We start from the raw sequence: 12,560 nt of genomic DNA on the forward strand, positions 1-12,560 counted from the left end.
TCGTCACCGAAATTTCTTCTGTAGAAGAAGTGTACAGCTTGTAATGTTACTTTCGGTCTGAGTAGAAACTTTGACATGTTTGAGCGGCGCTAGCCGCTCTTTTTTTGTGCTGTAACACTCAGTTGGATAGTTATATTTTGAAAAAACTGAGCAGATCTTTTTGTCGTGTCGCTAGGCCTGAAAGTTCAACACTGGCCTTATTGCTTTCTCGGATCGCAGCAACATTAACATTCACTAGCTCGAAAGCGATGGAGACATTTTTGGATATATCTTGAGTGACACTAGATTGCTCTTCTGATGCGGTAGCCACTTGAGTGTTCATTTCTGATATTTGTCTGACAGAGTCGGTAATAGAGCTAAACGCCGAACGTAAGTTTTGACTGTAGCTACGTGACTCTTCGGCCAAGGTTAGATTGGATTGCATGAATTTATTGGCATCTTGAGCTTGGGCCTGGAGACGAGCGATGATCTCTTGAATGTCGATAGTCGATTGCTGCGTCTTAGCGGCCAATGAGCGAACTTCGTCGGCGACAACGGCAAAACCTCGCCCTTGTTCTCCTGCACGTGCTGCTTCAATGGCTGCATTGAGCGCCAGCAAATTGGTCTGCTCTGAAATAGAATTGATCACTTCGATAACACTGCCGATCTCAACAGAATATTCTTGCAACTGATGGACGATACCAGACGTTTCTGCAATCGATTTATCCACCTTACCAGAGACTTCGTCAGAAGAACTTAGTAAACGTTGTCCTTCTAGCACATTGGTGTTGGCCGTACTGGCAGCAGTTTCGGCGCGAGAAGCACTTTGACTGACCTCACTTGCTGTGCTGGAGAGCTCGTCAATCGCTGTTGCAATTTGTTCGACCTGATTGAATTCTTGTTGCGCGTTATTCTCAGTCTCGCTCATGACACTGGTTAATTGCACGGATGCTGACGACACGCTATCTGATGTTTGATGAAACTCCCCAATAATGCGTTTGAGTTCAACACACATCTGCAGAATGTTGGCATAGATACCGGTTTCTTTACCGGTGATGTTTTTGTCAATCGATAGGTTGCCTGATGAGACTTGTTCAACGATCGCCTGGATTTCGCTTGGCTCACCACCGACGATTTTAAACACGCTGCGATATATTTTGACTGCAACAAACAGTGATATAGCAATCACCAGTAGCGATGTGATTGCCAGTAGCGTTTGTGCATTGTCAAACCTTTCAACCATTGCAGGGCCAATCGCATCTTGTTCTGCTTTAGTACTTAGCTTGATTTGCTCAATCGACGACGCCGCTGATGCGCCTATCACATCGAGTGTATTGCTGATGATAGCGTTACGGGCATCAATGGTTTTAATCACCTCGGCGAAAATCGCTTGGTAAGTGTTGAAGCTTTGGAAGAAGGTGTTGAATGCCGACGTTTGTTCGGATGAGTTGAGTTGTTCTTTAATACTACTCGCTAAAGTGGTGAGTTGATCAAACTCCATTTGTGCTCTTTCAGCGTCTTGCGGGCGATTGTCGGTTAAAAATTTAGATACATAGAGACGCGACAACAAAAGATGTTCTTGGATGATCCCTGACTTGACAGCAATAGCCAAATCTTGCTCACTGGCTGCGTTTGCCATCAAGTTTGAAATTGCTTCTCTCATAGCCAGCCCTGCAGGATCTAACTTATCTCTCACCAGTTGGTTTCTGGTGTCGACAAGCTGAACGACCTGATCAAAGCCTTGTTCATATTGAGTCATCTGCTGTTGCATTTGTTTCAATGTACTTTGATGGGAACCGACTTTATAAGTTGATAACGCTTCATTAATCAGTTGCTTAGCGGTTGAAATACGGTCATGCAGGTTAGAGATATATTGATCATCTTGCGTCCTGATAAACTTTAGCGATGCTAAGCGCGCTTCAAGAATGTTGGCTTGAATTCGGCCTGTTGCAACACTTGTTAAGGCGAGAGAACGGTAGTCATCGAAGCCATTGCTTGATTGATAAAATCGAACAGAAGAAAGAATCGAGATAACCAGAATTAGGCTGAGAACGACGCCAAAGCCTAGTGAGAGTAATTTTTTTAAGCTCATGGGGTACCCTAACAATGAGTTGTCATTCGTCACTAGAGTGAGAGAATCACAGAGTATGGTTTGATGTTAAAAAAGTGTAATTGATAGGTTTGATTAATGCTAATTTAGGCGGGGGGTTATGGCGCTGATATTTTTACGCTGTGATATTGGTATGCGTATAGCGTATTGGTAAGTCGAGTTTTAGAGTCTCGCGTCTAAAACTCGACACTTTAGCTGTGTTTATTCCATCTCTTCTGGTTCAACTTCTTCTTGTAGTTCAAGTAGATTGATCGCGATAGCAACAAAGTCACTGTCGGTGATAATGCCCACTAATTGGCCTTTCTCTACCACTGGCAAACAACCGACTTTATGTTTTTGCATGTAAATCGCACTCTCTTTTAATCCAGCCTGAGGTGCTACTGTCATCACACCAGTTTTCATCACCTCATGTAATGGAGTATTGAGTGTGTAAGATTGATTTTCGGGGATCTGCTGCAAGCTTGATTCTTGCGCAGCGAGCACGTCGCGTTGAGATATTACACCAAGCAAATGCTTATGCGCATCGACGATGGGGACATGACGAATGTCTAGCGCTTCCATGGTATGTTTCGCATCGGCAAGGTTATGTGAGCGTAGCAAAGTATGCGGGTTACGCGTCATCATGTCTTCTACCTTAATCATGGCTGCCTCCTGAGTTATTGTGATTTACAACTAAGTAGCCTTTACTAGGCGGTCTGCGTTGCGATTCTCTTCTACTTACTGTCGGTATCAGCTAAAGCTACTTAGGTATCCTTCTTTAATATAGTAACTTTTGCCACTGGATATTGAGAGCCAGTTAGGTTTTTATTCCTATTTTTTGCAAAAGCGCTGGCGAAATATCAAAAGATTAAAACCAACGTGCAGAACCATCGCCTATCAAGCATTTCAGCAGCAGAAAAAATCGAATTCGATTACAATAATTCACATCTCTTTCCTTGCTATTACTGGTATGCGGAATATACTAGTCGGCTGCGAAAAACTCGTCGTCTGTTTGTGACAGAATCAGTTCGACTTCCATCACGACATAACAAACCACGACTAAAGATTAGTAACATGCAAGTATCAGATTTTCACTTTGACCTACCCGATGAGCTGATTGCTCGTTATCCTCAGCCACAGCGTACTGCTAGCCGTCTGCTTCAACTTGACGGTAACAGTGGCGAGCTCACCGATGGCACGTTTACCGATGTGCTGGAGCAAGTGCAGCCGGGTGATTTAGTGGTTTTCAATAATACTCGCGTGATTCCAGCGCGTATGTTTGGTCGCAAGGAGTCAGGGGGCAAGCTAGAGGTGTTGGTAGAGCGAGTACTGGATGAAAAGAGCATTCTGGCTCACGTTCGTTGCTCTAAATCTCCAAAACCTGGCACAACAATTTTTATTGGTGAGAACGACGAGTACTCGGCACAGATGGTTGCGCGTCATGATGCACTGTTTGAGTTGAAGTTTAATACCGAGCAAAATGTATTGGCGGTATTGGAAGAAATTGGTCATATGCCACTTCCACCTTATATTGACCGCCCTGATGAAGATTCAGATAAAGAGCGTTACCAAACGGTTTACAACAAGAAACCGGGCGCGGTGGCTGCGCCAACGGCTGGTCTGCATTTTGACGAGCCTTTGCTAGAGAAAATCAAAGCCAAAGGCGCTGAGTTTGCCTACGTTACTCTGCATGTTGGCGCGGGGACGTTCCAGCCAGTTAAAGTAGACAACATCAATGATCACCATATGCACGCTGAGTACGTTGAAGTCCCGCAAGAAGTGGTGGATGCGATCAATGCAGCGAAAGCACGTGGCGGTCGTATTATCGCAGTGGGGACAACGTCTGTACGCTCTCTGGAAAGCGCAGCGCAAGATGCCATCAAAAAGGGTACGGAGTTAGTACCTTTCTTTGGTGATACCGAGATTTTCATCTTCCCAGGTTATGAATATCAGTTGGTGGACTGTTTAATTACCAATTTCCATCTGCCAGAATCGACACTGATTATGCTGGTCAGTGCATTCGCAGGTTATGAAAATACTATGAACGCCTACAAACACGCGGTAGAGAATAACTACCGTTTCTTCTCGTATGGCGATTCAATGTTTATCCAAAAGAAAACGGCATAATTTAAAAATTTACGAGTGCTAGCAGAACGCTAGGACGCTAACTAGAAGGCTAGTTAGTATCTCGCATGGAAGGCGACCGCTCCTCATGACCCGTCATATTTGGCGCTGCAATGTTGTTGACTGCGTAAATTCACCCTAGTCACATAGAATCTCTATGCTCATAGGGCTGAGCTTACTGTCGCCTAGCTGCAACACCAACTATTTAGGGTAGATGGCAAAATGATGACTGTTTTGCTCTGAACTTAATGTCAGACTGTTTCTCTGACAACCGGAGGCTTCGTGAAGTTAAAATTCGATCTTAAGAAAAAAGATGGTGTAGCGCGTCGTGGTCAACTGACCTTCGAACGTGGCACTGTTCAAACTCCTGCATTTATGCCAGTGGGTACGTACGGTACCGTTAAAGGCATGACACCAGAGGAAGTGAAAGGCACTGGTGCTGAAATCCTTCTCGGCAACACTTTCCACCTTTGGCTACGCCCAGGTCAAGAAATCATGAAAATGCACGGCGATTTGCATGATTTTATGAACTGGCATGGTCCAATCCTGACTGACTCAGGCGGTTTCCAAGTATTTAGTTTGGGCAAAATGCGCACTATCACTGAGCAAGGGGTTCACTTCCGTAACCCGGTTAACGGTGACAAGATTTTCATGGACGCAGAAAAGTCGATGGAAATCCAAAAAGACCTTGGTTCAGATATCGTAATGATCTTCGACGAGTGTACGCCGTACCCTGCGACACATGACGAAGCGAAAAAATCGATGGAAATGTCGCTACGCTGGGCACAACGTTCACGCGACCATTTCGATAAACTAGAAAACCCGAACAACCTATTTGGTATCGTGCAAGGTGGCGTTTACGAAGACCTGCGTGATGTTTCGGTTAAGGGCCTAACAGAGATCGGTTTTGATGGTTACGCTGTCGGTGGTCTTGCGGTTGGTGAGCCTAAAGAGGACATGCACCGCATTCTAGAGCACACCTGTCCACAACTTCCGGAAGACAAACCTCGTTACTTGATGGGTGTTGGCAAACCAGAAGATTTAGTAGAAGGTGTTCGACGCGGTATCGACATGTTCGACTGTGTAATGCCAACGCGTAACGCACGTAATGGCCACTTATTTGTGACAGGTGGTGTGATCAAGATCCGTAATGCGAAACATAAAACAGATACAACGCCATTAGATCCGCACTGTGACTGTTACACTTGCCAAAACTACAGCAAGTCGTACCTTCACCACTTAGAGCGTTGTAATGAAATCTTGGGTGCTCGTCTAAATACGATCCACAACCTGCGTTATTACCAACGTTTGATGGAAAGTATTCGTAACGCGATTGATGAAGATCGCTTTGATGAGTTCGTGCAAGAGTTCTATGAGCGTCGTGGTCGTGAAGTACCACCGCTAGCAAAAGAGCAGTAACAGCTGACTTAAATAATTGAAGCCTTTGGCCTTGTGCCAGAGGCTTTTACGAATAAAGTAGGCAAACGTAGGTTATTTTTGAGAGAGCGATCTCTATTAGTCACACTCAGACTTGAAACTAAATTGCGTCGGCCCAACTTGGGTATTAATAAAAAATAATAGAGGACTTTTTAATGTTTATTTCTCAAGCTCATGCAGCAGCAGAAGGTGGCCCAGCAGGCGGCGGTTTTGAAATGCTAATCATGCTAGGTATGTTTGCGGTGATCTTCTACTTCATGATCTACCGTCCACAAGCTAAGCGTGTTAAAGAGCACAAGAGCCTAATGTCGTCGATGGGTAAAGGTGATGAAGTGCTAACGAGCGGTGGCCTAGTGGGTAAAATCACTAAAATCGCTGAAGATAACGACTACATCTCTATCGAGCTGAACACAAATAACGAAGTTGTTATCAAGAAAGATTTCGTTACTGCAGTGCTACCAAAAGGTACGCTTAAGTCTCTATAAAACAGCTAGAGGATCCTCGCTGTGTTAAACCGCTATCCTATATGGAAGTACCTGATGGTGGTGTTTACCATCGCTATTGCTGCATTGTATGCACTTCCAAATATCTACGGTGAAGATCCGGCTATTCAAGTTACAGGGGCGCGTGGCGCCTCTGTAGATATGTCAACGCTGGATTCTGTCACTCACGCTCTTGAAACTCAGGGCTTATCTCATAAATCCATTGCTCTCGAAAATGGATCTATTCTTGTACGCTTTAATGACACTGACACCCAAATCAGTGCCCGCGATATTATCAATGAAGCACTTGGCAAAGACACAATTGTTGCTCTGAACCTTGCTCCTTCAACACCGGATTGGCTTGAGTCTATCGGTGCTGCACCGATGAAACTTGGCTTGGACCTACGTGGTGGTGTTCACTTCTTGATGGAAGTGGATATGGATGCCGCGATGGAAAAGCTGGTCGGTCAGCAGGAAGAAGCTTTCCGCACAGAACTTCGTGAAGAAAAAATTCGTTACCGCGCCATTCGTCCGTCTGGGAAAGAGGCGGTAGAAGTACTCCTTCGTGATGAAAAGCAGTTGGCGGATGCCGAGCGTATTCTGAAGAAAAACCATCCAGACATGATCTTTACAGAGTCAGATTCTGATGGTCGTTTTGCTTTAACTGCGACGTTTACCGAGCAGCGTTTAACCGAAATTCGTAATTACGCCGTTGAACAAAACATCACTATCTTACGTAACCGTGTTAACGAATTAGGTGTTGCCGAGCCACTAGTTCAACGTCAGGGCGCAAGCCGTATCGTTGTTGAACTGCCAGGCGTCCAAGACACCGCGCGTGCGAAAGAAATTCTAGGTGCGACAGCAACGCTCGAGTTCCGTGAAGTGGATGCTAAAGCCGATTTGGCAGCCGCAGCCAGTGGCCGTGCCCCAGCAGGTAGCGAGATTAAACAAGATCGCGATGGTCGCCCTGTGGTACTTAAGAAACGTGTCATTCTTGGTGGTGCAAGCATTACCGATGCGAGTTCAAGTGTTGACGAATATGGCCGACCTCAAGTTAACATCTCACTAGACAGTGAAGGTGGCAGCAAGATGTCTGCGTTCTCTAAGCAAAACATTGGTAAGCTGATGGCTACCGTGTTTGCTGAGTACAAAGACAGTGGTCGTCGTACTCCGGAAGGCAAGGTGATTCTGTCTAAACACGAAGAAGTGATCAACCAAGCGACGATTCAGTCTGCACTCGGTCGTAACTTCCGTATTACCGGTATCGATTCTGCTGCGGAAGCGCATAACTTAGCGTTATTGCTACGTGCAGGTGCTTTGATTGCGCCTATTTCTATTGTTGAAGAGCGAACCATTGGTCCATCTATGGGGCAACAAAATATCGATATGGGTATTCAGGCGTGTCTCTTTGGCCTTGCCGCTGTGATGTTGTTCTGTTTGGTTTACTACCGTAAGTTCGGTCTGTTCGCTAACCTTGCGCTCATTGCTAATATTGTGTTGATTATCGGTGTAATGTCGATGATTCCTGGCGCGACGATGACGCTACCGGGCATCGCAGGTATCGTATTAACGGTGGGTATGGCGGTCGATGCCAACGTCCTTATCTTTGAGCGTATTCGTGAAGAGCTGCGCGACGGACGTAATCCCCAGCAAGCAATTCACCAAGGTTACGCCAATGCGTTCAGTACCATTGCCGATGCCAACATCACAACCTTGATCACGGCAATCATTCTATTTGCAGTTGGTACAGGTGCGATTAAAGGCTTCGCGGTAACGCTATCTATCGGTATCTTGACCTCAATGTTTACCGCCATTATTGGTACTCGTTGTATCGTGAACCTGCTTTACGGCGGTAAGCGAATCAACAAACTGTCGATCTAAGGAAGTAATATGTTTCAGTTAATGAAAACAGACAGAACGATCGACTTTATGCGTTGGTCGAAGTTGGCATTTGTGTTGTCTATTTTGATGATTGGTGCCTCTATCTTCACTCTGTCAACTAAGTGGTTGAACTGGGGTCTAGACTTTACCGGTGGTACCTTAATCGAAGTAGGCTTTGAGCAACCAGCAAACCTCGAAGAAATTCGTGGTGCACTGGAAGCAAAAGGCTTCGGTGATGCCACGGTGCAAAACTTTGGTAGTGCACGTGATGTAATGGTGCGCCTACGTCCTCGCGAGGATATGGCTGGTGAAACTCTTGGTAATCAGATCTTAAATGCGATTAAAGACGGCACGGGTGACAGTGTTGAGATGCGTCGTATTGAGTTCGTTGGTCCAAACGTGGGTGACGAGCTGACCGAGGCGGGTGGTCTTGCGATCCTTGTCTCGCTGATCTGTATCTTGCTTTACGTTTCGGTGCGTTTTGAGTGGCGTTTGGCTGCGGGTGCGGTATTGGCCTTAACTCACGATGTCATCATTACTCTGGGTGTCTTTTCGCTGCTTGAAATTGAAGTCGACCTGACAATTGTCGCGGCGCTGTTGACGGTCGTTGGTTACTCGCTAAACGATACCATAGTGGTATTTGACCGTATTCGTGAAAACTTCCGCAAGATGCGTAAGGGCGAACCAGCCGAGATTATGAACAGCTCGATTACCCAAACATTGAGCCGTACGTTAATTACTTCAGGTACTACCTTGTTCGTTGTTATTGCGCTGTTTACTCAGGGCGGTGCTATGATTCATGGCTTTGCAACCGCACTTCTCTTGGGTATTACGGTCGGTACTTACTCTTCAATCTATGTCGCTTCGGCGCTGGCATTGAAATTGGGTATTACCAAAGAGCATTTAATGCCTCCTCAAATTGAGAAAGAGGGTGCAGAGTTTGATGAGATGCCTTAAGGCTATTTCACCATACACATAGTCTAAAGCCGCTGAACTCAGCGGCTTTATTGTTGATGAAAGGAATTCATAGTGCGTTGTTTAACGCTATTTACGTTGCTGTTTAGCGCCACTCTGTGGGCAAATACACTGGTGCTATCGGGTATTAGTGATGACGAACTCAAGTTGTCTATTCAGTCTTCTTGGCTGCATTGCGAACCACAAGTTTGGTGTAGCGACGAGCTGTTTTATTATCGAGAAAGTTTTATTGCTGAAGCTCGAATAAGCCCGCAAAAATTTTCCATTCAATTGTTCGCTGAATATTCCGCCCATCTACTTTCTCAGCTCCAACTGCATTTGCGCCAAGATGGTTTTAGCCTCACCAGCGTGAATATCGAAGAGATGGAGTTTGACGTCGCCTCGGCGCTCAAAGAAGTCTCAGCGCCTGAAGCGGATAGAGACTTAGTGCTGTTTCTAAATCGATATCCACCGGAAGCGATGCGCACAATCTATTGGCAGAATCCTAACTGGGAAGCTCGACTATTTAGTGACGGTGAACTGGTCTCGTTGACCGTGACTCCTCGTTAACCTTTGTGAGACAGACCTCGCCAAGCAGATAGCGTTGCGCTGTAAACGAGACATTAGCAAAGATCTTGTTATGATGAAAACAAGTAAAGCAATAGGAAATCCGTCATGCCACATTTACGTTTTCGAGCGGTAGAGCCGCAAACCGTGCAAACCTTGTCACAGTCGTTGATTGATGAGCTACAGCCTCATATGGATTGCCCACGCGAAGATTTTACCTTTGAATACATCTACAGCACTTTTTATCATGAAGGCGAAGTAAGCCAAGCCTACCCATTTGTTGAAGTACTGTGGTTCGACCGTGGTCAAGATACCCAAGATAGCGTCGCGAAAATTATTACTCAGCAAGTGCGTGGCATCATTGGTGAAGATGTCGACGTCGCCGTGATTTTCACCGCGCTAGCGGCGAGTGGCTACTATGATAATGGTGAACATTATTAGATTTTGAGCGGCATAAGGGAGCTTCGTATGGCAAGTCATTTTCAAACCTCCGTAATGAGCTTGACTCTACTTGCATTACTAAGCTTTCCGGCTATTGCTACGCCTTGGGAGCAAATAGCCAATCCGTCCAATCAGCCACCACAAGCGATTGGTAGCTACGCCAATGGTTGTTTAGCTGGTGGTGCTGCGCTTCCTCTGAACGGGGAAGGGTATCAGGTACTGCGCAGTCAGCGTGCGCGTTATTACGCTCATCCTAACACCATCAGCTTTGTCCAGTCTTTGGCTTATTTAGCCAGTCAAAAGCTTCATACCTCACTCTTAATCGGCGATATGTCACTGCCGCAAGGTGGACGCTTTTCTTCAGGCCACTCTAGCCATCAAACCGGACTCGATATTGATATCTGGTTGCGCTTTGCTGATCGCCCTCTCTCTAATGAGCAACTTGAACAGCCAACGCCAATGAGTGTGGTCGACATCGAACAGTATCGATTGCTGCAAAAACAGTGGGAGTCGCGTCATTTTGACCTGATTAAAATGACCGCGCTCAAGGAGCAAGTTGCGCGGATATTTGTTCATCCAGTGATCAAGAACAAGCTCTGTCAAAGTGAGCAAAGTGAAGATAGGGCTTGGCTGCGAAAAGTGCGTCCGTGGTGGGGACATCATTATCACATGCATGTGCGTTTGAAATGTCCACAAGGAAGTGAGATCTGTCAGCCTCAAGCAGCGCCACCGCAAGGTGATGGCTGTGGAGCTGAGTTAGCGAGTTGGAAGCCGCAACCTAAACCTGCTGCGCCAAAGATAGCGAGCACTAAGCCGAAAAAGAAAAAAGCCAAACTCTTGCCCGAGCAGTGTCAGCAATTGCTTGAAGAGATATAACAAAAAACGCAGCTCCAGTGAGCTGCGTTTTTCATTAAGGCGGAATGTTAAGCTAAACCTTGAATGATGACGAATTTCTCCAGCAACTCTTCTTCGGTTTCTACGTGGTTTGGATCGGTAATGATACATTTTGTGATCGGACATACCGACTGACACGTAGGCTTCTCATAGTGACCTTTACACTCAGTACATAGATCAGGATCGATCTCAAAGATAGAGTCACCCATAGAAATAGCCCCATTGGGACATTCTGGGTCACACATATCGCAGTTAATGCACTTATCGGTGATCAGTAACGCCATTGCTTACTTACCCGTTGGGTTACGAGTATCCTGACCTGAGTTTAGGTTACGCATTAACAAGCCATATTCAAGATCCATATCTTGTGGAACTGGAATAAATACAAAGTGGCCGTTACCTTTTGCGTCTTCAATCTGTTCTGATTTACGGTTTTCCATCACTTCGAGAGTAAAGACTACATTGCCTTTTGGCGTCATTAGCTCAAGGCTGTCACCGACAACAAATTTGTTTTTCACTTCAACTTCAGCAAGGTCACCACGGCGTTTACCCGTAAACTCACCAACAAACTGCTGCGCGTCAGAAACTGAGTAACCGTAATCGTAGTTCTGGTAGGCATCGTGAGTGTGACGACGTAGGAAACCTTCGGTGTAACCACGGTGAGCAAGGCTTTCCAGCGTGCCCATTAGGTTTTCATCAAATGGCTTGCCAGCAACGGCATCATCAATCGCTTTGCGGTATACCTGAGCAGTACGCGCACAGTAGTAGAATGATTTAGTACGGCCTTCGATCTTCAATGAGTGAACACCCATCTTAGTTAGGCGCTCAACGTGTTGAACGGCGCGAAGATCTTTTGAGTTCATGATGTAAGTACCATGCTCATCTTCGTAAGCTGCCATCTTCTCTTCTGGACGGTGTGCTTCAGAAAGCAGGACTACTTCATCCGTTGGCTTACCACGACCGATAGTCGTTTCAGGGCGCTCGTCCTGAATTTCAACCGCTTGTGCTTCTGTCGGGTCAAATTTCTCTACGATATCGCCAGTGTCATTTTCTTTGCCTTGTTCAACTTTATATTCCCAACGACATGCGTTGGTACACGTACCTTGGTTCGGATCACGCTTGTTGATGTAGCCAGACAATAAACAGCGTCCTGAATAAGCCATACATAGCGCGCCGTGAACGAACACTTCGAGCTCTGTTTCAGGACAGTGTTCACGGATCTCTTCAATTTCTTCCAGAGAAAGCTCACGAGATACAATCACACGCTCAACACCGTTTGCTGCCCAGAATTTTACGGTTGCCCAGTTCACCGCGTTCGCTTGTACAGACAGGTGAATTGGCATCTCAGGAAACGCTTCACGAACCATCATAATCAAACCTGGGTCAGACATGATCAGTGCGTCAGGGCCCATTTCTACCACAGGTTTAAGATCGCGGATGAAGGTTTTTAGCTTAGAGTTGTGCGGCTGGATGTTACAAACCACGTAAAGCTTTTTGCCTTGGGCATGCGCTTCGTTGATACCAATTTGTAGATTCTCGTGGTTAAACTCGTTGTTACGTACGCGAAGGCTGTAACGAGGCTGGCCTGCGTATACCGCATCAGCGCCATAGGCGAATGCGTAACGCATGTTTTTTAGGCTACCTGCCGGTGACAGTAGCTCTGGTACGAATGCTTTCTCAGTCATGTGTAATTCTCTTAATCTGATCTCAAG

At 46.0% G+C, this 12,560-nt stretch carries 12 protein-coding genes; 8 read left to right on the top strand and 4 right to left on the bottom strand.

All coding sequences use genetic code 11. From position 1 onward, the window contains the following. Positions 1-130 precede the first annotated feature (130 nt). Both TW81_RS01580 and TW81_RS01585 read right to left on the bottom strand, forming a co-directional pair. Complete coding sequence (locus tag TW81_RS01580) at positions 131-2,071, bottom strand: HAMP domain-containing methyl-accepting chemotaxis protein (RefSeq protein ID WP_045953971.1); 1,941 nt, start codon at positions 2,069-2,071, stop codon at positions 131-133. A gap of 219 nt (positions 2,072-2,290) precedes the next feature. Next, on the bottom strand, positions 2,291-2,731 hold the full coding sequence (locus TW81_RS01585) for a CBS domain-containing protein (protein ID WP_045953972.1): 441 nt from the start codon (positions 2,729-2,731) through the stop codon (positions 2,291-2,293). Positions 2,732-3,142: 411 nt separating this feature from the next. Here TW81_RS01585 and queA point away from each other — a divergent pair, with 411 nt between their 5' ends. From queA to mepA, 8 genes are all read left to right on the top strand, one after another. Then, complete coding sequence (queA, locus tag TW81_RS01590) at positions 3,143-4,195, top strand: tRNA preQ1(34) S-adenosylmethionine ribosyltransferase-isomerase QueA (RefSeq protein ID WP_045953973.1); 1,053 nt, start codon at positions 3,143-3,145, stop codon at positions 4,193-4,195. Between the two features lie 279 nt (positions 4,196-4,474). After that, a complete protein-coding gene (gene tgt, locus TW81_RS01595; RefSeq protein ID WP_045953974.1) occupies positions 4,475-5,611 on the top strand; it encodes a tRNA guanosine(34) transglycosylase Tgt in 1,137 nt (378 codons plus the stop codon). A gap of 173 nt (positions 5,612-5,784) precedes the next feature. Continuing rightward, positions 5,785-6,114, top strand: coding sequence for a preprotein translocase subunit YajC (yajC, locus tag TW81_RS01600; RefSeq protein WP_045953975.1), 330 nt, complete (start codon positions 5,785-5,787; stop codon positions 6,112-6,114). Between the two features lie 21 nt (positions 6,115-6,135). After that, positions 6,136-7,992 carry a protein translocase subunit SecD gene (gene secD / locus TW81_RS01605; RefSeq protein WP_084715783.1) on the top strand — a complete coding sequence of 619 codons (1,857 nt, stop codon included), beginning with the start codon at positions 6,136-6,138 and terminating at the stop codon, positions 7,990-7,992. Positions 7,993-8,001: 9 nt separating this feature from the next. Further along, a complete protein-coding gene (secF, locus tag TW81_RS01610; RefSeq protein ID WP_045953977.1) occupies positions 8,002-8,949 on the top strand; it encodes a protein translocase subunit SecF in 948 nt (315 codons plus the stop codon). 72 nt (positions 8,950-9,021) lie between these two features. Next, positions 9,022-9,516, top strand: coding sequence for a hypothetical protein (locus TW81_RS01615; RefSeq protein WP_204243970.1), 495 nt, complete (start codon positions 9,022-9,024; stop codon positions 9,514-9,516). A gap of 105 nt (positions 9,517-9,621) precedes the next feature. After that, the gene (locus TW81_RS01620; RefSeq protein WP_045953979.1) at positions 9,622-9,954 is read left to right on the top strand and encodes a DUF1904 domain-containing protein; all 333 of its coding nucleotides are present in this window, start codon (positions 9,622-9,624) and stop codon (positions 9,952-9,954) included. A 54-nt stretch (positions 9,955-10,008) separates the two neighbouring features. Then, positions 10,009-10,830: a penicillin-insensitive murein endopeptidase gene (gene mepA, locus TW81_RS01625; protein WP_045954046.1), complete on the top strand. Its 822-nt coding sequence runs from the start codon at positions 10,009-10,011 to the stop codon at positions 10,828-10,830. A gap of 47 nt (positions 10,831-10,877) precedes the next feature. Here mepA and TW81_RS01630 read toward each other — a convergent pair whose 3' ends face one another. Both TW81_RS01630 and trhP read right to left on the bottom strand, forming a co-directional pair. Continuing rightward, entirely contained in the window at positions 10,878-11,132 is a 255-nt protein-coding gene (locus TW81_RS01630) for a YfhL family 4Fe-4S dicluster ferredoxin (protein ID WP_045953980.1), read from the bottom strand. A 3-nt stretch (positions 11,133-11,135) separates the two neighbouring features. Beyond that, positions 11,136-12,533: a prephenate-dependent tRNA uridine(34) hydroxylase TrhP gene (gene trhP, locus TW81_RS01635; RefSeq protein ID WP_045953981.1), complete on the bottom strand. Its 1,398-nt coding sequence runs from the start codon at positions 12,531-12,533 to the stop codon at positions 11,136-11,138. Between the last annotated feature and the right edge of the window lie 27 nt (positions 12,534-12,560).

Source organism: Vibrio galatheae (assembly GCF_000967545.1).
GTDB classification, from domain to species: domain Bacteria; phylum Pseudomonadota; class Gammaproteobacteria; order Enterobacterales; family Vibrionaceae; genus Vibrio; species Vibrio galatheae.

Coding starts and splice junctions, on each gene's coding strand:
- yajC (WP_045953975.1), top strand. CDS start 5,785: ATGTTTATTTCTCAAGCTCATGCAGCAGCAGAAGGTGGCCCAGCAGGC.
- TW81_RS01630 (WP_045953980.1), bottom strand. CDS start 11,132: ATGGCGTTACTGATCACCGATAAGTGCATTAACTGCGATATGTGTGAC.
- trhP (WP_045953981.1), bottom strand. CDS start 12,533: ATGACTGAGAAAGCATTCGTACCAGAGCTACTGTCACCGGCAGGTAGC.
- secF (WP_045953977.1), top strand. CDS start 8,002: ATGTTTCAGTTAATGAAAACAGACAGAACGATCGACTTTATGCGTTGG.
- TW81_RS01585 (WP_045953972.1), bottom strand. CDS start 2,731: ATGATTAAGGTAGAAGACATGATGACGCGTAACCCGCATACTTTGCTA.
- TW81_RS01580 (WP_045953971.1), bottom strand. CDS start 2,071: ATGAGCTTAAAAAAATTACTCTCACTAGGCTTTGGCGTCGTTCTCAGC.
- queA (WP_045953973.1), top strand. CDS start 3,143: ATGCAAGTATCAGATTTTCACTTTGACCTACCCGATGAGCTGATTGCT.
- TW81_RS01620 (WP_045953979.1), top strand. CDS start 9,622: ATGCCACATTTACGTTTTCGAGCGGTAGAGCCGCAAACCGTGCAAACC.
- mepA (WP_045954046.1), top strand. CDS start 10,009: ATGAGCTTGACTCTACTTGCATTACTAAGCTTTCCGGCTATTGCTACG.